The sequence below is a fragment of the Erythrobacter fulvus genome (assembly GCF_028595285.1).
Taxonomy (GTDB): Bacteria; Pseudomonadota; Alphaproteobacteria; order Sphingomonadales; family Sphingomonadaceae; genus Erythrobacter; species Erythrobacter fulvus.
On the sequence record NZ_JAQQXQ010000001.1, the window covers coordinates 398,471 to 419,826 of the forward strand.

The following is a 21,356-nucleotide window of genomic DNA, read 5'->3' on the forward strand; positions in this document are numbered from 1 at the left end:
GTCCCCAACCTCCATGTCCGCCCGCTTGGCGTGCCGACCGGAGAGCCGTCCTTACTGATCCCAAAATGCGTTTACGCGGACCTTGCCGAAGCGCCGCCCGCGCGGCTGTGATTTACGTTTGGCGCGCCCTAGCGATAGGGTGCGTCCGCTTCAAGATTGGCCGCGATGGCCCGTTCCCATTTGTCACCATTCGCAAGCAGCTTGGCCTTGTCGTAAAGCAGCTCCTCGCGGGTTTCGGTGGCGTATTCGAAATTCGGCCCCTCGACGATCGCATCCACCGGGCAGGCTTCCTGACAGAAGCCGCAATAGATGCACTTAGTCATGTCGATGTCGTAGCGGGTGGTGCGGCGGCTGCCGTCCTCGCGCGGTTCGCTCTCAATGGTGATCGCCTGCGCGGGGCATACGGCCTCGCACAGCTTGCACGCGATGCAGCGTTCCTCGCCATTGGGATAGCGCCGCAGCGCGTGTTCACCCCGGAAGCGGGGGGACAGAGGCGACTTTTCGAACGGATAGTTGATCGTCGCCTTGGGCTTGAAGAAATACTTCAGCGTCAAGGCGTGCGCCTTGAGGAATTCCCAGAGGGTGAACGATTTGATGAGGTGCGAGACAGTTGTCATGCGAAATGCCCGATGGCCATGAGGTAACCGGAGGTGGCGGCGACAAACAGAAGGCTCATCGGCAAGAACACCTTCCAGCCAAGCCGCATCAGCTGGTCGTAGCGGTAACGCGGCACGGTCGCCCAGATCCAGCTGAACATGAAGAAGAAGATGAAGGTCTTGACGAGGAACCACACGATCCCCGGCACCGCGTAAAGCACCGGAATGTCGAGCGGCGGCAGCCACCCGCCCCAGAACAGCAGGGTGTTGAGCGAGCACATCAGCAAGATGTTGGCATACTCGCCGAGCCAGAACAGCGCGAAGCTCATCGAGGAATATTCGGTCTGGTAACCCGCGACAAGCTCGCTCTCGGCCTCGGTCAGGTCGAATGGCGCTCGCGCGGTTTCAGCGAGGGCCGAGATGAAGAACACCACCCACATCGGGAACAACAGCGGGTGCACCGCATAGGCGTTGATCAGCCCGAGCCCGAAGCCCTGCTGCGCGTTGACGATGCCGCTGAGGTTGAACGTGCCCGCAAACAGCACCACGCAGACCAGCACGAAGCCGATCGAGACTTCGTAGGAGATCATCTGCGCCGAGGCGCGCATCGCCGAGAAGAACGGGTATTTGGAGTTCGACGCCCACCCGCTCATCACCACGCCGTAAACCCCCATCGAGGAGATCGCGAGGATGTAGAGCAGGCCCACATTGATGTCGGCGATTACCCCGCCATCCCAGAACGGAATCACCGCCCAGGCCGCCAGCGCGACGGTGAAGGTGATGATCGGCGCGAGCAGGAAGATGCCCTTGTTCGCCGCGCTCGGAATAATGGTTTCCTGCAGAAACACCTTGAGCCCGTCCGCAAAGGACTGGAGCAGGCCGAACGGCCCGACCACGTTGGGTCCGCGCCGCAGCATGATCGCGCCCAGCACCTTGCGGTCGACATAGATCACCATCGCAACGCTGAACATGACGAGCAGCGAGACGACCACGATCGCGACCACGGTTGCGACGGTCCACGCCCATTCGTAAGGCAGGCCGAGGGATTGGAAGAAGGCGGTCACTTGCGTGCCTCCATGTAGATGTCGAGCCGGGTCAGCAGCGCGGCAGCGATCAGCAACCAGCTTCCGTAGAACACGTTGTCGATCACCGGGCCATTAGTCGCGACGGTGCCGCCGATCGCGAGCACGAAGAACGCGATCAAGAAATGCGGCGTGAAGCGTGCGACCGTCCGGGTGAATGCGTCGCTCACTCTGCGGCCTCCTTGACGTCAGCCCCATGCAGTAACTCGTCCGAGCACTGCTGCATCACCGCGCTGGCGCGGGCGATGGGGTTGGTGAGGTAGAAGTCCTTGATCGGGTAGCCAGCTATCTCGCCCTCGGCCTTGGCGCTGCTGTCCGCCTTGGGCAGCGCGCCGTAATCGGCGAGGCCCTCCTCGCCCAGTGCGGGAACGGCGGCGATCATTTTCGCCTGAAGTTCCGCAAAGCTGTCAAAACCGACATTCACACGCAGCGCATCGGCCAGCGCACGCAGGATCGTCCAGTCCTCGCGCGCGTCGCCGGGGGCGAACACGGCCTTCTCGGCGAACTGCACGCGGCCTTCGGTGTTGACGTAGGTCCCATCCTTTTCGGCATAGGACGCACCCGGCAGGATAATGTCGGCGTGATGCGCGCCCTTGTCGCCGTGGTGGCCGATATAAACCTTCAGGCTCTTGGCGTAGGGCGCATAGTCCATCTCGTCCGCGCCGAGGCTCAGCAGCACCTTGGGCTTCGCAGCCGCGACATCGGCCATGCCGCCCGGCAGGGCGAACCCCAGCATCAGCGACGCCATCCGCGCCGCCGAAATGTGCAGCACGTTGAAGCCGTTCCAGACGCTGCCGTCTTCACTGGTACGCACCAGATTGAACTTGTCGACCAGCTTGAGCGCCGCCGGAAGCGCACCCTTGGCGAGCGCCGCCGCACCGAGGATCACCGCCGGACGCTTGGCCGACTTCATGAAGTCACCCAGCTCCTTGGGCACACGGTTCAGGATCTTGAGGTCGCTGCCGAGGAAGGTCGCCGGGTAGGTCGGATCCCATTCGGGGCCGATGATGTAGACCTTCGCCCCCGCCTTCACCGCCTTGCGCAGACGGACGTTGAGCAGCGCGGCTTCCCAGCGGACATTGCTGCCAACGATCAGGATCGCGTCGGCTGTCTCGATCCCAGCGAAGGTGCTGTTGAAATTGACCGCCGCAAGGTTCGACACGTCATATGTCATGCCGGTCTGACGCGCTTCGGTCAGCTGCGAGCCGCAGGCATTGACCAGCGCCTTGGCCGCGAACATCGTTTCGGCATCGACCAAATCGCCCGCGACGGCAGCGATGCTCGCCTTGCCGCGCTTGAGAGCACCCGAAATCATGCCGAAAGCCTCGGTCCACTCGGCGGGCTGGAGCGTGCCTTCTCGGCGGATCCAGACGCGATCGAGCCGGCGCTTGGTCAGGCCATCAACCTGGTAGCGGCCCTTGTCCGACAGCCACTCTTCGTTGACGTCGTCATTGACGCGCGGCAGCGCGCGCATGACTTCGCGGCCCTTGGAATGCAGCATGATGTTGGCGCCCACCGCGTCGGAGACGTCAATGCTGAGCGTCTTCTTCAGCTCCCACGGCCGCGCTTCGAAGGCATAGGGCCGCGAGGTCAGAGCGCCCACCGGGCACAGGTCGATGACGTTCGCCGAAAGCTCGTGCGCAGCCGCCTGTTCGAGGTAGGTGGTGATCTGCATGTCCTCGCCGCGGTAGAGTGCGCCGATTTCGTCCACGCCCGCGATCTCTTCCGAGAAGCGCACGCAGCGGGTGCAGTGGATGCAGCGGGTCATGATCGTCTTGATCAGCGGGCCCATGTACTTCTCGGTCACCGCGCGCTTGTTCTCGTGATAGCGCGAGCCGCCGCGGCCATAGGCGACCGCCTGATCCTGCAGATCGCACTCGCCGCCCTGATCGCAGATGGGGCAATCGAGCGGGTGGTTGATGAGCAGGAACTCCATCACCCCTTCGCGGGCCTTCTTGACCATCGGGCTGTCGGTGCGGATTTCCTGGCCCTCGGCGGCCGGCAGCGCGCAGGAGGCCTGCGGCTTGGGCGGCCCGGGCTTCACCTCGACAAGGCACATCCGGCAATTGCCCGCGATGGAGAGGCGCTCGTGATAGCAGAAGCGCGGGATTTCCTTGCCCGCCATCTCGCAGGCCTGGAGCACGGTCGCGCCCGCGGGGACCTCGATTTCCTGACCGTCTACGGTGACCTTGGGCATTACTCGGCTGCCTCTTGGAATTGCGCGTTGTGTTCGTTGATCCGCCGCTCAAGCTCGGGGCGGAAATGGCGGATGAGGCCCTGAATCGGCCATGCGGCGGCATCGCCCAGCGCGCAGATGGTGTGGCCTTCGACCTGCTTGGTGACTTCCTGCAGCATGTCGATTTCCTCGATTGCCGCATCGCCGGTGCGCAGGCGTTCCATCATGCGCCACATCCAGCCCGTGCCTTCACGGCAGGGGGTGCACTGGCCGCAGGACTCGTGCTTGTAGAAATAGCTCAACCGGCTGATTGCGCGGACGATATCGGTGGACTTGTCCATGACGATGACCGCTGCCGTGCCGAGACCCGAGCCGAGTTCCTTCAGCCCGTCAAAGTCCATCGGCGCCGAACGGATTTGCGCGGCCGGCACCAGCGGCACCGAGGAACCACCAGGAATAACCGCAAGCAGATTGTCCCACCCGCCGCGGATCCCGCCGCAGTGCTTTTCGATCAGTTCCTCGAAGGGAATGCTCATCGATTCTTCGACGACGCAGGGCTTTTCCACGTGGCCGCTGATCTGGAACAGCTTGGTGCCCTTGTTATTCTCGCGCCCGAAGCTGGAGAACCACGCAGCCCCCCGCCGCAGGATCGTCGGGGCGACCGCGATGCTCTCGACGTTGTTGACGGTGGTCGGGCAGCCATAGAGGCCCGCGCCCGCCGGGAACGGAGGCTTGAGGCGCGGCTGCCCCTTCTTGCCTTCGAGACTTTCGATCATCGCGGTCTCTTCGCCGCAGATATATGCGCCCGCGCCGCGGTGCATGAAGACGTCGAAGTCATAGCCCGACTTGCAGGCGTTCTTGCCGATCAGTCCCGCGGCATAGGCCTCGTCGATCGCCTTCTGCAGCGTCTCAGCCTCGCGGATATATTCGCCGCGGATGTAGATATAGGCCGCCCGCGCGCGCATCGCGAAACCGGCGACCAGCGCGCCTTCGACCAGCTTGTGCGGATCGTGGCGGATGATCTCGCGGTCTTTGCACGATCCGGGTTCGGATTCGTCGGCGTTGATGACGAGAAAGCTGGGCCGCCCGTCGCGCGATTCCTTGGGCATGAAGGACCACTTGAGCCCCGTAGGGAAGCCCGCCCCGCCCCGTCCACGCAGACCGCTGGCCTTGATTTCCTCGATGATCGAGTCCGGCCCGCGTGCGAGCAGCGCCTTGGTGTCGTCCCAGTCGCCGCGCGCCTGCGCTGCCTTCAGGCCCCAGTCCTGGAACCCGTAGAGGTTGGTAAAGATGCGGTCCTTGTCAGCCAGCATCACTGCTTCCCTTGCATTTTGGCGCGCTTGAGACGCACCAGCGAAATCACCTGGAACACGAGGCCCAGACCCATCAGGATCACGCCCATTTCCAGCTTGCCCGTCGCGCTGAAATAAGCGCCGAGCGCGAAACCGGTCAGCCCGGCACCGGCGAAGGCGAGCGTCAACGGGCTCATCCGATCACCCCTTGGGTGTAGAGGCCATAAAGCACCGCCAGAATGAGCAGGATCACCCCCACGCGCACGAGGCCCATCAGCACCTTGTAGGCGATGAAGGCCAGAACGGCTGCACCGAGGAAGGAGGCGACGGCGGTCAACTTACCACTCGCCCCGATAGTCATGGTTTTCGGTCACCATGTCCTTGAGCGTGGTCGGCCCGCCTGCAGGCTCCGACGTATGCCGCCCCGGCTCCTGCGTGCCAGCCTTAGGCTGCTCGCCCGCCGCGAGCGCATCGAGCACCGCGTGGAGGCGTTCCGGAGTCAGATCCTCGAAATTGTCATCGTTGATCTGGACCATCGGCGCAGTAGCGCAATTGCCCATGCATTCGACTTCGGTAAGGGTCCACAACCCGTCTTCCGACACTTCGCCCTTCTTCATCCCGCGCTTCTTGCAGGCGGTCATTATGTCGTCCGAGCCGCGCAGCATGCACGGCGTGGTGCCGCACACCTGCACGTGAAATTTGCCGACGGGCTTCAGGTTATACATGAAGTAGAAGCTGGCGACCTCGAGCACGCGGATCACCGGCATGTCGAGATACTTGGCGACATATTCGATCACCGGCAGCGGCAGCCAGCCCTGCGTGTCAGTCTCCGCGCCGACCTGCCGCTGGGCGAGATCGAGCAGCGGCATCACCGCCGAGCGCTGACGCCCTTCGGGATACTTGGCGATGTGCCAGTCGGCGGTCTTGCGGTTTTCCGGCGTCCATTCGAACGCCCCCCAGCGCGCGCGCAGTTCGGGAGTATCGGGAGCGGGGGTACGGTCAGCCATTATCTGTCACACTCACCAAAAACCACGTCGATCGCGCCCAGAATGGCGGTCGCGTCAGGCAGCATGTGGCCGCGGCTCATGAAGTCCATCGCCTGAAGGTGCGAGAAAGCCGTGGGGCGGATCTTGCAGCGGTACGGCTTGTTGGTGCCGTCGCTGACGAGATAGACGCCGAATTCGCCCTTGGGGCTTTCGGTCGCCACGTAAACCTCGCCAGCGGGGACGTGGAAGCCTTCGGTGTAAAGCTTGAAGTGGTGGATCAGGCTTTCCATCGACTGCTTCATCTCGCCGCGCTTGGGCGGGGAAACCTTGCCGTCGGTGCTGGCGATCGGGCCGGAAGGCATGTCGCGCAGACACTGCTTGATGATCTTCGCGCTCTCGTAAACTTCCTTCACGCGCACCATGAAGCGGTCGTAGCAGTCCGAATTGGTGCCGACGGGGATGTCGAACTCCATCCGGTCATAGACGTCATAGGGCTGGCTCTTGCGCAGATCCCACGGGATGCCCGCAGCGCGGATCATCGGGCCGGAAAAGCCCCATGCCACCGCGTCTTCGCGGCTGACCACGGCGATATCGACATTGCGCTGCTTGAAGATGCGGTTGTCGATCACGAGGCTCATCGCATCGCCGAACAGTTCGGGAAGACGGTTGTCGAGCCAGTCGCCGATATCCACCAGCAGCTTTTCCGGCACGTCCTGGTGCACGCCGCCGGGGCGGAACCAGGCCGAGTGCATCCGCGCGCCGCTCGCCCGCTCGAAGAAGTTGAGGCAATCCTCGCGCAGCTCGAACACCCACAGGTTGGGCGTCATCGCGCCCACGTCCATCACGTGCGCGCCGATGTTGAGCATGTGGTTGCAGATGCGGGTCAGCTCGGCGAACAGCACGCGCAGATATTGCGCGCGGATCGGCACTTCGAGGTTCAGCAGCTTTTCGATCGCCAGCACATAGGAGTGCTCCATCGCCAGCGGCGAACAATAGTCGAGCCGGTCAAAGTAAGGCAGCGCCTGCAAATAGGTCTTCTGCTCGATCAGCTTCTCGGTGCCGCGGTGGAGCAGGCCGACATGGGGATCGATCCGTTCGATCACCTCGCCGTCCAACTCCATCACCATACGCAGCACGCCGTGCGCAGCCGGGTGCTGCGGGCCGAAGTTGATGGTGTAGTTGGAGATGACCTCGCCTTCAGTGGTCGGCGATTCCTCGAGATGCATGCTCATTTCTTGGCCTCCCCTTGCCGATCCGCAGGGGCCTTCTCGTCACCGGGCAGCACGTATTCCGCGCCTTCCCACGGAGAGAGGAAATCGAAGCTGCGCATTTCCTGCGCCAGCTCGACCGGCTCGTAAACGACCCGCTTCTCCTCTTCCGAATAACGCAGCTCGGTATAGCCGGTCATCGGGAAGTCCTTACGGAAGGGGTGACCTTCAAAGCCGTAATCGGTGAGGATGCGACGCAGGTCGGCATTGCCCGCAAAGGTCACGCCATACATGTCGAACACCTCGCGTTCGAGCCAGCCCGCATTCGGCCAAAGTGTCGTGACAGTCGGCACGGGCGTGTCCTCGCTGGCCGAACACTTCACCATCACGCGCTGGTTCTTGGTCAGGCTCTGGAGCATGTAGACAACTTCGAAGCGTTCGGGGCGCGACGGGTAGTCAGCGCCCGCAATTTCCATCAGCTGCTGGTAGGCGTGATCGTCGCGCAGGATGCGCAGCACCTTGTCCACCGCATCGCGCTCGACACGGAAGATCACCTCGCCATGCGCCTCGACAGCCTCGATCAGCCAAACAGAAATCGTCTCGCTGATGGCATCGATCACGCCTTCGTTGGAAGCGAATTTCGGGGCGGAATGAAGAACGGCCATGTCCTTTCCCTTACCTCTCGATCGTGCCCACACGGCGGATCTTCCGCTGCAACTGCATGACGCCGTACAGCAGCGCTTCTGCGGTCGGCGGGCAGCCGGGAACGTAGATGTCGACAGGCACGATGCGGTCGCAGCCGCGCACCACCGAATAGCTGTAGTGGTAATAGCCGCCGCCGTTGGCGCAGGATCCCATGCTGATCACATATTTGGGATCGGACATCTGATCATAGACCTTGCGCAGTGCCGGAGCCATCTTGTTGCACAGCGTGCCGGCAACGATCATCACGTCCGACTGGCGCGGGGAAGCGCGCGGGGCGATCCCGAAACGCTCCATGTCGTAGCGCGGCATGTTGACGTGAATCATCTCGACCGCGCAGCAGGCAAGACCGAAAGTCATCCACCACAGGCTGCCGGTGCGCGCCCACTGGAACAGCTCCTCGGTCGAGGTGACGAGGAAACCCTTGTCGTTGACCTCACTCTGGAGCGCGTTGAAGAAATCGGCATCGGGCTGGCGCAGATCGCCGCCCTGTGCTGCCGGGATTATCGAGGAAGTGTTCGCCATGGTGCTCATTCCCAATCCAGAGCCCCCTTCTTCCACTCGTAGGCCAGGCCCACAGCAAGAATGAACAGGAACACCATCATGCCGCCCCAACCGATCCAGCCCGTTTCGTTCAGGCTGACGGCCCAAGGGAACAGGAAGGCGGCTTCGAGGTCGAAGATGATGAAGCTGATCGCCACGAGATAGAAACGCACATCGAACTGGCTGCGCGCATCCTCGAAAGCGGGAAAGCCGCATTCATATTCGCTGAGTTTCTCGGCGTCCGGATTGTGGACGCCGGTCAGCCGCGACACCGCCATCGGTGCGACCACAAACAGGATCGACAATCCGAACGCGATGAGAATGAATAACAGTATCGGCAGATACTGGCTGAGATCGATCACGGCGATGTCCAAGCTATTAATCCCGAGGCCGCCCTAAGCCTGTCGCGCGCACCGCGCAAGCCCGCGACTCGGGCAAAAGCCCTTAGAGGTGTTGCAGGAAATCGAACAGTCGTTGCGACAGAGGATGCGGGGAAATCCGTGCCCTACTTCATCATGCGTGCCGCAGCCTGCTCTGTCGCCTTGCCATAGGGAGGCTTCAGCCCGCCCAGCTTGGCAATGTCGATCTTTGGCTGGTGATAGACCGCGCGGGCATGGCTGAATTCGCGGAATCCCTCGATCGCATGGTAGCTGCCCATGCCCGACGGGCCCACACCGCCGAACGGCAGGTCTTCCATCGACACATGGAACACCACGTCATTGGTGGTGACCCCGCCAGAAATCGTGCGGGTCAGCACCCGCTCCTGCTCGCCCTTGTCCTCCCCGAAATAGTAGAGGCCGAGCGGACGGTCATGCTCGTTGATGTAATCCACCGCCTGATCGACGGACTGATAGGTCATCACCGGCAGGACAGGGCCGAAGATTTCCTCCTGCATCACGCTCATCGAATCATCGACGTTCTTGAGAACGGTGAGCGGCATCTTGCGCTGGTTGGCGTTGCCGAAATCTTCCTGCCCCGGATTGACCTCGATCACCTCGGCACCCTTGTCACGCGCGTCGGCGACCAGGCTCTGCAACCGCTCGAAATGGCGGTCGGAGACAATCGAGGCATAGTCGTCATTGTCGAGCAGGCGGGAATACATCGCCGCAGCCGCCTGGGTCACGCCAGCCACCGCCTCGTCCTGCTTGTCATCGGGGACGATCAGGTAATCGGGTGCGAGGCAGATCTGGCCGGCGTTCATCATCTTGCCGATCGCGATGCGCTCACCCGCTTTGGCGAAGTCGGCACTGCGGCCCATGATTACGGGCGACTTGCCGCCTAGTTCAAGCGTGACCGGAACGAGGTTCTCCGCCGCCGCCTGCATCACCCGCCGCCCTGTTGCAGTCGATCCGGTGAAGACAAGGTGATCGAATGGCAGCGAGGAAAACGCCGCCGCGACCTCCGGCCCACCGGTTATAACCGCGACTTCGTCGGGTGCGAAATATTCGGTGGTAAGCTGCGCCATAAGTTCGCTGGTGCGCTCGGTGAATTCGCTTGGCTTGATCATCGCCCGGTTCCCCGCCGCGAGCACTTGCATCAGCGGGCCGAAGGCGAGTTGCACCGGGAAGTTCCAGGGCGAGAGAATGCCGATCACCCCCTTGGGTTCGTAACGCACTTCGGCCCGCGCACCCAGCAGCCCGAGCGGGAACTGCACCTTGCGCTTTTCGGGCTTGGACCAACTGTCGATATGCTTAAGCGCATGATTGCCTGCACCCACCGTGGCGGCGATGTCCGTAAGCATCGATTGCTGGATCGAGCGGCTGCCGAAATCGGCACTCATCGCCTTGGCGAATTCCTCGCCATGCTCCTTCACCAGCGCGATTGCGCGGCGGATCCGGTCTTTTCTTTGCGAGATCGCCTCGGGCCGCGATGCGGTGAAGGCGGCGCGCTGGCGGGCCAGCAGGGCTTCGAGTTCTGCGCGGCGATCGTCGGCCATGTCGTTCTCCCATAGACATAGATGCGTTTTGATTTGCGACGCGTTGTTGCGCAAAGCCGCCAGCCTGACAAGGTTGTTGCGGAGGCTGCCGCGCGATTGCCAATACCGCAATGCAGCATTAAACCCCCGCCCCGACATTCCATTCGCTCACCGAAGGACCTATCCCATGAGCCAGATTTCCCCCACCGATCCCATCGTCATCCTTTCCTATGCCCGCACCCCGATGGGCGCGATGCAGGGTGCGCTGGCCGATGTGGCAGCGACCGATCTCGGTGCGATCGCGGTGAAGGCAGCGGTCGAGCGGGCCGGCGTTGCGGGCGAGGAAATCGATCGCGCCTATATGGGCTGCGTGCTTCCGGCAGGCCTTGGTCAGGCGCCCGCGCGGCAGGCGGCGATCAAGGCAGGCCTGCCCCAGTCGGTCGAGGCGACCACCGTCAACAAGGTTTGCGGCAGCGGCATGCAAACCGTGATCATGGGTGCCGAGGCACTGGCCAGCGGCACCATCGACGTGGTGGTTGCCGGCGGCATGGAGAGCATGACCAATGCGCCCTACCTGCTGAAAAAGCACCGCTCGGGCGCGCGACTCGGGCATGACACGGCTTATGACCATATGTTCCTCGACGGGCTGGAAGATGCCTACGAACCGGGCCGTGCGATGGGTACCTTCGCGCAGGAAACCGCCGACGAATACCAGATGACCCGCGAGGAAATGGACGCCTACGCCATCGAGTCACTCGCCCGCGCCAACAAGGCCATCGAAAGCGGTGCCTTTGCAGGCGAAGTCGTGCCGGTGACCGTTTCGACCCGTGCGGGCGACGTGGTGGTCGAACATGACGAGCAGCCCGCCAAGGGCCGCCCTGACAAGATCCCCCAACTGCGCCCGGCCTTCGCCAAGGACGGCACCATCACCGCCGCCACGTCGAGCTCCATTTCCGACGGGGCTGCCGCCCTGGTGCTGACCCGCGCAAGCGTCGCTGCCGAAAAAGGCCTGACGCCAGTCGCCAAGATCGTCGCCACCGCCGCCCACGCCCATGCTCCGTCCCAGTTCACCACCGCCCCGATCCCGGCGATCCAAAAGGTGCTCGACCGTGCCGGTTGGAGCGTCGATGACGTCGATCTTTTCGAAGTGAACGAAGCCTTCGCCTGCGTCGCCATGTTCGCGATGCGCGATCTCGGCATTCCGCATAACAAGATCAACATCAACGGCGGCGGCACCGCACTCGGTCACCCGATCGGGGCGAGCGGCGCGCGGATCATCGTGACGCTGCTCAACGCGCTCAAGACTCAAGGCAAGAAGCGCGGCGTCGCTTCGCTTTGCATCGGCGGCGGCGAAGCCACGGCCGTCGCTGTCGAGTTGGTCTGAACAGACACAGCCGGGCGGCGTCATTCGTCGCCCGGCAATTCCTCAGTACCCCACAGGCGATCGCGGTCAATCCAGCCCGTACGTCCGCCGATATCGACCTCGCACCAGTCGTCACGGCAGCCCTTCAACCGGCCCACGACGCCCGGCTCCGCACGCCAGCGCAGAGTCGCCGCGCCGGAAGGTTCAGCGCGGATTTCGGCAAGACCCTTGCCCGTTACCAGCGCCCCGCGTTCCGGATCAAGCTGGCTGCGGGCAATCCAGCCACTGGTGCCTTCCGGATCCTCGACGAAGCGCCAGCCCTCGCGCACCCGCACCACCTTTACCGGCAGGCCCTTGCGTTTGTAGACCCATTCGATCGGATATTCCTCGCTCGGCCCGACCCGCATGCGCACTTCGTCATAGCGCAAGGACGCCCAGTAAGGCACCTCGCGATCCTGCGCGTGAGCGGGATCGCAGACAATCGTGCCCGCCATCAGCAGACACAAGCCAAACACGGCAAAGGCACGTAATCCCATCATCATGCAAAGCCGATAGCCGCTCTCGCCCTGCGCTTTCAAGCGGCCTTGCAGCATCTCGCCTTGACCGGAGCGGGCGAGTGGCATTAGCCGATTGTCCATGCCCGATACCCGCACCCCGCTCGAACGTCCCCGCGTCATCGTCACCCGCCATCTGGTGCCCGAGGTCGAGGCGCGGATGCGCGAATTGTTCGACGTGGTGCTGAACGAGGCGGATGTGCCGCTGACCCGCGACCAGCTCGCCGCCGCGATGCAGGATTGCGACGTGCTGGTGCCGACCGTGACCGACAGGATCGACGCCGAACTGATCGAAGGCGCATCGCCGCGCCTTGGCCTGATCGCCAGTTTCGGTGCGGGGACCGAACATATCGACCTCGCCGCTGCCGCAGCACGCAAAATCATCGTCACCAACACGCCGGGCGTTTTCACCGACGACACCGCCGATCTTGCCATGGCCATGATCATCGGCGTGCCGCGCCGGGTACGCGAGGGTACCGCGCTGGTGCGACGCGGCGAGTGGACAGGCTGGACGCCCTCGGGACTGCTAGGGCGTAAGCTGGCGGGCAAGGTACTCGGCATTATCGGCATGGGCCGCATCGGCCAGGCGGTCGCCCACCGCGCCCGCGCCTTCGGGCTGGAGATCGCCTATACCAATCGCAAGCCCCTGCCCGAGGCGGTGGAACGGATGCTGGGCGCGCGTTATGTCGCCGACGTCGACGCGTTGATGGGCGAGGCCGACATCCTCACCCTGCACTGCCCGCTGACCGAGGAAACCCGCCACCTGATCGATGCGCGTCGCATCGCGCTAATGAAGAAAGGCGCGAGCATCATCAACACTGCGCGCGGCGAGTTGATCGATCAGGAAGCGCTGATCGCAGCGCTGCAATCGGGTCAATTGGCGGGCGCTGGGCTCGACGTTTACCCCGACGAGCCCAATGTCGACCGCCGGTTGCTTGACCATCCCAACGTCATGACCCTGCCCCACATCGGCAGCGCCACCACCGAGGGCCGCGAGGATTCGGGCCACAAGGTGATCGCCAATATCCGCATGTGGGCCGACGGACACCGTCCGCCGGATCAGGTGCTGACGGCGCTGGTGCGGGGTTGAACACCACCGCACCCGGCGCCCGCCGTTAGTCCCCCGTCAAAATCCGCTCGACCAACTCGCCCACGCTCGGCGTATAGCCGTTCGAATAGAAGGGATCGGTCTTGAAACGGTAGGCCGCGTGGCCCGCGAAAGCGAGGTTGTTGTCGGGATCATCGCCATGGGCAATGTCCTGAAGCGTCTTCTGGATGCAGAAGCTGCGCGGGTCCGCCAGACGCCCGGTGGTGTAGTCGTCGTGGTCTTTCCAGCTAGAAAAGCCGCAATGCGACAGGCAGCCCATACAGTCCTGCTGGTCCTTGCGGATCGTGTCGCGCGCCTCAGGCGTGACAAAGACGATGGTCTCGTCCGGTGTCTTGAGCGGCTCGCTATGGCCCGCACGCATCCACATTTCAGCCTTGGCCTTGTCCTCGGGCCGAACCCAGAAGCTGCGCGCCTTGCCGTCTTCGCCAAGCTGCACTGTGCCCTCTTCCGCGCCGCGCTTGAAGAACGGGATCTGCCGCTCGCTACGGTGCATCAGCTCGTACAGGAACGGAGTCTTCACCGCGCTCGAATAAAAGCCGGTGGGCGAGAACTTGTGGAGCAGCACATCGCCCGGCTCGACCGTGCGGAGCATGTCCTTCCAGATCTGCGGGATCGGGCTTTCGCGCGTCAGCAGCGGGCGTGTGCCGAACTGGAATGCGATTTTGCCAAGCTCGGGATTGTCGATCCAGTCGTTCCATTCGCGCAGGTACCATACCCCGCCCGCCATCACGATCGGCACGTCGTCCGACACGCCCTCCGCGCGCATCATGTCGCGCAGCACCTTGACGCGCGGGTACGGATCTTCGGGCTTGGTCGGGTCTTCGGCGTTGCTTAGTCCATTGTGCCCGCCCGCAAGCCACGGGTCTTCATAGACCACCGCAGCCATCAGATCGGGGACCTTGTGGTATGAACGCTTCCACAATGCGCGGAAGGCGCGACCCGAGCTCACGATCGGCAGGTAGCAGACATTGAAGCGCGCCGCGATTTCCGCCAGCTTGTAGGGCATGCCCGCGCCGCAGGTGACGCCGGCCACCATGCCACGGGTATTTTCCAGCACGCCTTCGAGCACGGCCTGCGCCCCGCCCATTTCCCACAGAACGTTGATGTTGATCGCGCCCTTGCCGTTCGCGATCTCATAGGCTTTCTTCACCTGTGTGGTGGCGCCGTCGATGGCGTAGCGGATCAGCTCCTGATGCCGTTCTTCGCGTGTGCGGCCGTGATAGACCTGCGGGATCGGGTTTCCGGCCGCATCGTAGCTGTCGGCATTGACCGCGCTGACAGTACCGATACCGCCTGCCGCCGCCCATGCGCCAGAACTGGCATGATTGGTTGCCGAAACACCTTTGCCGCCTTCGACCAGCGGCCACACCTCACGCCCGCCATAGACGATCGGGCTCAATCCCTTGAACAATGAAAACTCCCCTTCGCGCCCTCTCGGCGCGCATTACGTGTCGGTGACATAGTGCCGAGCGGCGCGGCCTGCAACGCCCGAGGCGGTGGTTGCCCCTAGCCTACGTTGCAGGGCCGGATGGCGTCCGGCTCGGTGCGTTTCGCACCGCGCTGGAAACGCGCGAAATACCCCTTGATATCGGGCCGTTCGAGATATTCGACGAGCACATAACCCACCGCCTCGAATTCGCAGAAAAGCAGCGTGTGCGGCAAGCCATGGCGACCCACCGGGCTGTCGCTTTCCACCACGATGATCTGCCCTTCGGCGTTCAGCGCCGGCCACATCCGCCACAGGAAGGCGTATGGCTCGGTCACTTCGTGATACATGTGGACCATGAAGATGCGGTCGAAGCTGTCGACGGGCAGCTGCGGGTCGTCCGACTCGCCCAGCTTGATCGAGATATTCTCGAGCCGCTCGCGCTCAATGCGGCGGCCAAGCCGGTCGAGCGCTTCGGGATCGATGTCCTGCGCCAGTACCCGCCCGTCCTCGCCCACCCGCTCGGCCAGACGCACGGTGTAATACCCCTCGCCCGCGCCGATATCGGCGACGGTCATGCCGGGACGGATATTGGCAAGATCCATCACCACTTGCGCCTCGTTGCGCTCGTCGCGCGCATCCTCGTTGGCGAACTGGTTCGACACGACCTTGGCGACAGGACGATCAGGCTTTGGAAATTCGATCGCGCTGCCGGGCCTTTCGCTCGCGACCGGCATCATACCGTCGCACCCCGCCAGCAACAGCGTCCCCGCGAGCAGCACCGCCGAAGCGCTCCAGCGTCCGGCGCGCATGATTATTCGACGTCCTCGATTTCGACCGTCTCACCCGTCACCCGCTGCGCAAGCGCGGCGGAGATAAAGGGATCGATCGCCCCGTCGAGCACAGCGTCGGGCGAGGTCGAAACCACGCCGGTGCGCAGATCCTTGACCATCTGGTAGGGCTGCAGGACGTAGGAACGGATCTGGTGGCCCCATCCGATGTCGCTCTTGGCCGAATGTTCAGCGCTGGCGGCTTCCTCGCGCGCCCGCATTTCCGCCTCGTAGAGCCGCGCCTTGAGCATGTTCATCGCGATATCGCGGTTCTTGTGCTGGCTGCGGTCTTGCTGGCTGGCAACGACGATGCCGGACGGCTGGTGGGTGATGCGCACCGCCGAATCGGTGGTGTTGACGTGCTGCCCGCCCGCACCCGACGCGCGGTAGGTGTCGATCTTAAGGTCGGCCGGGTTGATCTCGATCTCGAAAGAATCGTCGATCACCGGATAGACCCATACGCTGGAAAAGCTGGTGTGGCGCCGCGCCGAGCTGTCATAGGGGCTGATGCGGACGAGACGGTGGACGCCGCTCTCGGTCTTGGCATAGCCATAGGCGTTTTCGCCCTTGATCAGCAGGGTCGCGGACTTGATGCCCGCCTGCTCGCCCGCCTGATATTCGACTGTTTCAACCTTGAAGCCGCGCCGTTCAGCCCAGCGCGCATACATGCGCAGCAGCATCTCGGCCCAGTCCTGACTTTCGGTTCCGCCCGCGCCAGCGTGGATTTCCAGATAGGTGTCGTTGCCGTCCGCCTCGCCCGAAAGCAGCGCCTGCACCTTGTCGGCATCAGCGCGGTCGGCCAGCTGCGAAAGCGTGGCCAGACCGTCGTCAACGATCGCCTCTTCGCCTTCGGCTTCGCCCATCTCAATGAACTCGACTGCATCGCGCATTTCGGCGGAGATCTCGTTGACGGTGTTGACTGCCGTCTCGAGCGTCTTCTGCTCACGGCTGATCGCCTGCGCCTGCTTCGGATTGTCCCACAGCGACGGGTCCTGCACCCGCGCGTTGAGTTCGTCGAGCCGCCGAAGGGCGCGCTCCCAGTCGAGCGACTGGCGCACCAGCGCCAGCGCCGCTTCGATCCGGTTGATGTAAGCCTGGGCCTCGGCCCGCATGGTCAGTCCTTCAAGATAGGCGAAAACCGGCCCCGCTTAGCGCGGGTAGCGCGATTGTAAAGTCGTGCGCCGCTGCGCTGCCCGGTCTGCCTACCTCTTCAACGCGCGCACCGCGGCGAGGGTCTTTTCCACGTGGCCGCGATAATCACTGTTCGAATGTACCGCGACGATCCGGCCATCGGTGGCGATGACATAGGACGTGCGGCTGGTCAGCCCCGAATTGCCGAGCGCCACATCATAGCCCTTGATCACGTCCGCGCCGGCCACGCCGACCGGGAAGGCATCGCGACATTCCTCGCGGCTGAACCGCTTGAGGGTGTCGATATCGTCATTCGACATACCGATCACGCTCGCGCCCGCCGCTTTGAACCGTGGCATCGCCTCGGCAAAGGCATTGGCTTCAAGCGTGCAGCCCTGCGTGAAGGCCTTGGGGTAGAAATACAGCACCACCGGCCCCTTCGCGAGCGCGGCGGCGAGGGAGAAGCCAAATTCCTTGCCGGCGAGCGCCGCGCGGGTGGTGAAAGCCGGGGCTTTTTCTCCCACCGGCAGTTCGGCCGCAGCGGGGGTGGCGGTAACCGCAGCGGCGAGCGCGGCGGCAACGAGCGATACAAGCGTTCTGGTCATGCCCAAGAAACCTCCTGGCCCCGCCCCGGTTCCCCGGCGCGCGGGCAAGTTTCAGTAAATTCCGCCCTGCTCTTCGACAAAGTCGCGCGGGGCATCGGGATCATCGTCGCGCACCGCGCCGTCGGCGTTCTGTCGGCCTGCACGGATAAGTTCGAGAATCTCGTTGCGGCGCGCGGCGATTTCGTCCTGGCGGGTGAAGCGCTCTGGCTCGGTATCCGGCTTGAACGCCTCCCAGATGATCGCAGATCGCGGATCGTCGGTGGGCCAGCCCTCGAACACCTGCTTGCCGGTGCGCCGGTCAACGCGGACCATGCGCACACCTTCGGGCGCGACAGGCGGCAGGTCGGACCATTTCGCCTTGGTCTTTTCGATCATGCTCTTGATGATCGGCGCGGCAATGGTGCCTCCATAGGCATAACCGCCCATATTGCGCGGCTGGTCGAAGCCCACATAAGCCCCGGCAACCATCTGCTGCGTGCCGCCGACGAACCAGACGTCCTTCGGGCCGGTGGTGGTTCCCGTCTTGCCGAACAGCGGCAGACCAAGCGGATTGAGCACCGTCGCCGTGCCCCGGCTGACCGCGCCGCGAAGCATATGCATCACCTGAAACGCGGTGCGCGCGTCCATCGCCTGAACGCCCTTCAGGCCGAAGCGCGGCATCGGCTTGCCGTCCCATTCGTCCATCTTGCAGCCGCGGCAATCGCGGGAATCGGCACGCCACAGCACCTTGCCGCGCCGATCTTGCACGTAATCGATCACGGTCGGCGTGTTTAGCCGCCCGTGGTTCGCCAGCGCGGCATAGGCAGCCACCATCTTCGATAGCGTGGTCTCCCCTGCCCCAAGCGCGGTCGAGGGATAGGGATCGAAGCTGCCGATGCCCAGCTTCTCGATCTCGTCGACGACGTTGGTCATGCCAGCAGTCATGCCGATTTGCACCGTCATGATGTTCTGCGACTGCTCGAGGCCGTAGCGCATGGGGAACTGCCCCGCCCGCCCGCCGCGGATACATTTTTCACCAAGGTTCGCGCCCTGATAATAGCAGAAGCGCGAGTTATCGATCTGGGTCGAAGGGGTCATGCCGTTGTCGAGCCCGGTGGCATAGACGAACGGCTTGATGGTAGAGCCCGGCTGACGCATCGCCTGCGTCGCGCGGTTGAAGTCCGACAATCGGTGATCGAAACCACCCTGCATCGCCAGCACGCGGCCATATTGCGCGTTCTCGACGATCAGCGCGCCTTGCGCTTCGGGGATCGTGCGCACCTGCCAGCTGCCGCCTGCTGGGCTGGCTGCGATTACATCACCCGCCTTCAGACGGTCGGGCAGGTTGGTCAGCGGAGCTTCGGTTCCATCGGCGAATCCGATCCGTGCCGAGGTGCCGCTGCGGCTCGTGACGACGCCGACCTTCCAGTCGCGGAAATTGATACCGAGCGGCGAGCTTTGCAGCTGGCTCGCCCAGTTGCCGTCTCTCACATCAATCGTCGCAATCGGGCCGGTCCAACCCCGGCCGCCATGATAGCGCAGCAACCCGTCACGCAGCGCGTCGCGCGCGGCCAGCTGGATAACCGGATCGAGCGAGGTCCGCACCCAGAGGCCACCGGCATAGACGCTGTTGGGACCGTCCTCGGCGGTCTCGCCGAAGCGGTCAATCAACTCGCGGCGCACTTCTTCGAGGAAGTAACCCGCATCAACGCTGCGTTCGCGGCGCTGGGTGACCAGCCCGAGCGGCTTTGCGACCGCCGCAGCTTCATCAGCCGCAGTGATGAACCCGTTCTTCTCCATCTGGTCGAGCACGAAATTGCGCCGTGCGACCGCGGCCTGCTCCTGACCCTTGCGGCCGTAACGTTCGGGGGCTTTGGGCAGAATCGCGAGGAACGCAGCCTCGTGCAATTCCAGATCGTCCACGTCCTTATCGAAATAGGCCCGTGCTGCCGCCTGAACGCCGAAAGAGCGCCGGCCGAGCGGGATTTCGTTGAGATATAGTTCAAGGATTTCCTGCTTGGTCAGCACCTGTTCGATGCGCCCGGCAAGGATCATTTCCTTGAGCTTGCGGGTAACCGAATATTCGTCACCCAACAGCAGGTTTTTGGCGACCTGCTGGGTAATGGTCGACCCGCCGACCGCACGCCCCGTGCGCATGGGGTTGAGATAGTCGATCACGGCGTTGGCGGTGCCGAAAAAATCAATCCCGCCATGGCTGAAGAAGGTCTTGTCCTCGGCCGAAAGATAGGCCTGGATCAATTGGTCTGGAAAATCGGCATACTGCAGCTGGACGCGCCGCTCGCGGGCGTAGGAATGGACGATCTCGCCATCATAACCGCGCACCACCGTCGGCAGCGGGGTTTCGTAGGTCAGCAGCGCCTCGGCCTCGGGAAGATCGCTCGCCAGCCACACGAACACCGCGATCCAGATCACCAAGCCCAGCGCAAACAGGCTGGCGACAATCTTGAACAGCAGGCTTTGGCGCCACTTCGCGCCGAACCACGCCAGCGCCCCGCCGATGTCGCGGTTCACGCGATAGCGGAAATAGTCCCAGGCGGATTGCGGGGAGGATGCTAAAGGCTGATCGGTCATGAGCGTCGGGCAACTAGCACGCAGCCAGCGGACAAGGCTAGCCGCTTTGCAGCACTATGCACCTGCATCTCCGGCATTGCTGCGGCGTGCGAAATAGACGCGGATCGCTCGGGCCAGCACGCCGGCATATTGGGCCTGGCCTTCGGGCGTGGTCAGACGGTCGCGGTCGGTGCGGTTGGTCACGAAGCCGCTTTCGAACAACACCGAAGGCACATCGGGCGCGCGCAGCACCGCCAGCGCTGCGGAACGGCGGGGCTGCGGCACGAAAGCCAGCTGGTCGCCCCCCTCGCGCACCACCAGCGACGAAAATTCCAGCGCATCTTCCTGCGTCTGCTGCTGCGAAAGTTCGACGAGGATCGCGCTTATTGCCTCGCTTTGCCCTTCGATCGCGATACCGTTCAACCGTTCGGCATCGTTCTCGCGTGCGGCGAACCGGGCCGCCGCCTCGCTGGAGGCGTCCTCGGACAATGTGTAAATGCTCGCTCCGCTGACATTCTCGCGCTCACCGGCGGAATCGGCGTGGATCGAAACGAACAGATCGGCATCGAGCTGGCGGGCGATCTCCGGTCGATAAGACAGCGGTAGGATGCGGTCATCATCGCGGGTCAGCGCAACGCGGATGCGCCCTGCACGCAGCAATTCGTCGCGCAGCGCCAGCGCCAGAGCCAGCGTGATGTCCTTTTCCTGCACTCGCTGGCCGCGCGCATCCTCGCCGACTGCGCCCGGATCCCTTCCGCCGTGACCCGCATCGATTACCACCAGAGGAAGCGAGGGATCATCAGGGCCGGCGATTGCAGGCAGTTCAACGGGAGCCACCTCGCCCGCCAGCACAAAACGCAGGACATAGTCGCGCTCCCATTCGGGAACCGGGATGCGCACGCCAAGCGCCGCCGCGCCGCCAACCAGCAGCGCAGGGACCAGCAGCACGATCAGCAACAGGGTGCGATAGCTCATGTCTTGCCGGGCTTACGTTCTTGGCAAAGGATAACGCAATAGAGTTGCGGGGTTTGCCCCACAGTGCTAGCAGTCTCGACAGAGAGGTTGCAACCTGGTGCCCCGGCACCCGAACAGCCCGCCTCTCGTGCCGGGCTCCCTCTCTTTCATGGCTCCCGGTTTCAAGACAGGTTGATGCAGTGACAAGACGCTTTTCCCCGCAATCCAGCACAGCGCGCAGCTTCGCTGACTGTGCCGTTGCGGGCCGAAGCGCGGCACTACGCCGCGATCTTGCCGTTGCAGACACGAGCTTCGCGCTGATCGTCCCTTGCGGG

21 protein-coding genes and 1 pseudogene are annotated in these 21,356 nt (G+C 63.5%); 2 read left to right on the forward strand and 20 right to left on the reverse strand.

The window, feature by feature from the left end; all coding sequences use genetic code 11:
- Nucleotides 1–128: 128 nt before the first annotated feature.
- From nuoI to OIK40_RS02000, 13 genes and pseudogenes are all read right to left on the reverse strand, one after another.
- Complete coding sequence (gene nuoI / locus OIK40_RS01940; protein ID WP_273675723.1) at nucleotides 129–617, reverse strand: NADH-quinone oxidoreductase subunit NuoI; 489 nt, start codon at nucleotides 615–617, stop codon at nucleotides 129–131.
- Entirely contained in the window at nucleotides 614–1,660 is a 1,047-nt protein-coding gene (gene nuoH / locus OIK40_RS01945; RefSeq protein ID WP_273675724.1) for an NADH-quinone oxidoreductase subunit NuoH, read from the reverse strand. Before nuoH ends, nuoI begins: the two co-directional genes overlap by 4 nt.
- Nucleotides 1,657–1,848, reverse strand: a complete 192-nt coding sequence (locus OIK40_RS01950; RefSeq protein ID WP_273675725.1) for a hypothetical protein — start codon at nucleotides 1,846–1,848, stop codon at nucleotides 1,657–1,659. The genes nuoH and OIK40_RS01950 overlap by 4 nt, the downstream gene beginning before the upstream one ends.
- A complete protein-coding gene (gene nuoG, locus OIK40_RS01955) occupies nucleotides 1,845–3,875 on the reverse strand; it encodes an NADH-quinone oxidoreductase subunit NuoG (protein WP_273675726.1) in 2,031 nt (676 codons plus the stop codon). The genes OIK40_RS01950 and nuoG overlap by 4 nt, the downstream gene beginning before the upstream one ends.
- Complete coding sequence (nuoF, locus tag OIK40_RS01960; RefSeq protein WP_273675727.1) at nucleotides 3,875–5,167, reverse strand: NADH-quinone oxidoreductase subunit NuoF; 1,293 nt, start codon at nucleotides 5,165–5,167, stop codon at nucleotides 3,875–3,877. Before nuoF ends, nuoG begins: the two co-directional genes overlap by 1 nt.
- The gene (locus OIK40_RS01965; protein WP_273675730.1) at nucleotides 5,167–5,343 is read right to left on the reverse strand and encodes a hypothetical protein; all 177 of its coding nucleotides are present in this window, start codon (nucleotides 5,341–5,343) and stop codon (nucleotides 5,167–5,169) included. Before OIK40_RS01965 ends, nuoF begins: the two co-directional genes overlap by 1 nt.
- Nucleotides 5,340–5,483: a hypothetical protein gene (locus tag OIK40_RS01970; protein ID WP_273675732.1), complete on the reverse strand. Its 144-nt coding sequence runs from the start codon at nucleotides 5,481–5,483 to the stop codon at nucleotides 5,340–5,342. The genes OIK40_RS01965 and OIK40_RS01970 overlap by 4 nt, the downstream gene beginning before the upstream one ends.
- Before the next feature lies 1 nt (nucleotide 5,484).
- The gene (nuoE, locus tag OIK40_RS01975) at nucleotides 5,485–6,153 is read right to left on the reverse strand and encodes an NADH-quinone oxidoreductase subunit NuoE (protein ID WP_273675734.1); all 669 of its coding nucleotides are present in this window, start codon (nucleotides 6,151–6,153) and stop codon (nucleotides 5,485–5,487) included.
- Nucleotides 6,153–7,364: an NADH-quinone oxidoreductase subunit D gene (locus OIK40_RS01980; RefSeq protein WP_273675736.1), complete on the reverse strand. Its 1,212-nt coding sequence runs from the start codon at nucleotides 7,362–7,364 to the stop codon at nucleotides 6,153–6,155. Before OIK40_RS01980 ends, nuoE begins: the two co-directional genes overlap by 1 nt.
- 29 nt (nucleotides 7,365–7,393) lie before the next feature.
- Nucleotides 7,394–8,005, reverse strand: a pseudogene (locus OIK40_RS01985) (NADH-quinone oxidoreductase subunit C); the annotation flags it as partial.
- A gap of 10 nt (nucleotides 8,006–8,015) precedes the next feature.
- On the reverse strand, nucleotides 8,016–8,576 hold the full coding sequence (locus OIK40_RS01990; RefSeq protein WP_273675738.1) for a NuoB/complex I 20 kDa subunit family protein: 561 nt from the start codon (nucleotides 8,574–8,576) through the stop codon (nucleotides 8,016–8,018).
- A complete protein-coding gene (locus tag OIK40_RS01995) occupies nucleotides 8,573–8,947 on the reverse strand; it encodes an NADH-quinone oxidoreductase subunit A (RefSeq protein WP_273676060.1) in 375 nt (124 codons plus the stop codon). Before OIK40_RS01995 ends, OIK40_RS01990 begins: the two co-directional genes overlap by 4 nt.
- Nucleotides 8,948–9,090: 143 nt before the next feature.
- Nucleotides 9,091–10,521 carry a coniferyl aldehyde dehydrogenase gene (locus tag OIK40_RS02000; protein WP_273675740.1) on the reverse strand — a complete coding sequence of 477 codons (1,431 nt, stop codon included), beginning with the start codon at nucleotides 10,519–10,521 and terminating at the stop codon, nucleotides 9,091–9,093.
- Between the two features lie 166 nt (nucleotides 10,522–10,687).
- Between OIK40_RS02000 and OIK40_RS02005 the strand changes: the two genes are divergently transcribed.
- Nucleotides 10,688–11,884: a thiolase family protein gene (locus tag OIK40_RS02005; RefSeq protein ID WP_273675742.1), complete on the forward strand. Its 1,197-nt coding sequence runs from the start codon at nucleotides 10,688–10,690 to the stop codon at nucleotides 11,882–11,884.
- Nucleotides 11,885–11,904: 20 nt separating this feature from the next.
- Here OIK40_RS02005 and OIK40_RS02010 read toward each other — a convergent pair whose 3' ends face one another.
- Nucleotides 11,905–12,486 (reverse strand): SH3 domain-containing protein, encoded by a 582-nt coding sequence (locus OIK40_RS02010; protein ID WP_309557464.1) that lies wholly within the window; start codon nucleotides 12,484–12,486, stop codon nucleotides 11,905–11,907.
- 13 nt (nucleotides 12,487–12,499) lie between these two features.
- Here OIK40_RS02010 and OIK40_RS02015 point away from each other — a divergent pair, with 13 nt between their 5' ends.
- Nucleotides 12,500–13,507 carry a 2-hydroxyacid dehydrogenase gene (locus OIK40_RS02015; RefSeq protein ID WP_273675743.1) on the forward strand — a complete coding sequence of 336 codons (1,008 nt, stop codon included), beginning with the start codon at nucleotides 12,500–12,502 and terminating at the stop codon, nucleotides 13,505–13,507.
- Nucleotides 13,508–13,532: 25 nt separating this feature from the next.
- Here OIK40_RS02015 and OIK40_RS02020 read toward each other — a convergent pair whose 3' ends face one another.
- The 6 genes from OIK40_RS02020 to OIK40_RS02045 all read right to left on the reverse strand — a co-directional run bounded on the left by OIK40_RS02020 (nucleotide 13,533) and on the right by OIK40_RS02045 (nucleotide 21,042).
- Complete coding sequence (locus OIK40_RS02020) at nucleotides 13,533–14,936, reverse strand: NAD(P)H-dependent flavin oxidoreductase (RefSeq protein ID WP_273675745.1); 1,404 nt, start codon at nucleotides 14,934–14,936, stop codon at nucleotides 13,533–13,535.
- A 95-nt stretch (nucleotides 14,937–15,031) separates the two neighbouring features.
- Nucleotides 15,032–15,763, reverse strand: coding sequence for a class I SAM-dependent methyltransferase (locus OIK40_RS02025; RefSeq protein ID WP_374211767.1), 732 nt, complete (start codon nucleotides 15,761–15,763; stop codon nucleotides 15,032–15,034).
- 2 nt (nucleotides 15,764–15,765) lie between these two features.
- Nucleotides 15,766–16,893, reverse strand: coding sequence for a peptide chain release factor 2 (gene prfB, locus OIK40_RS02030; protein WP_273675747.1), 1,128 nt, complete (start codon nucleotides 16,891–16,893; stop codon nucleotides 15,766–15,768).
- 90 nt (nucleotides 16,894–16,983) lie between these two features.
- Nucleotides 16,984–17,517 (reverse strand): peroxiredoxin, encoded by a 534-nt coding sequence (locus tag OIK40_RS02035; RefSeq protein ID WP_273675749.1) that lies wholly within the window; start codon nucleotides 17,515–17,517, stop codon nucleotides 16,984–16,986.
- Nucleotides 17,518–17,568: 51 nt separating this feature from the next.
- Nucleotides 17,569–20,088, reverse strand: a complete 2,520-nt coding sequence (locus OIK40_RS02040) for a penicillin-binding protein 1A (protein ID WP_273675750.1) — start codon at nucleotides 20,086–20,088, stop codon at nucleotides 17,569–17,571.
- Between the two features lie 54 nt (nucleotides 20,089–20,142).
- On the reverse strand, nucleotides 20,143–21,042 hold the full coding sequence (locus OIK40_RS02045) for an N-acetylmuramoyl-L-alanine amidase family protein (protein WP_273675751.1): 900 nt from the start codon (nucleotides 21,040–21,042) through the stop codon (nucleotides 20,143–20,145).
- Nucleotides 21,043–21,356: the final 314 nt, after the last annotated feature.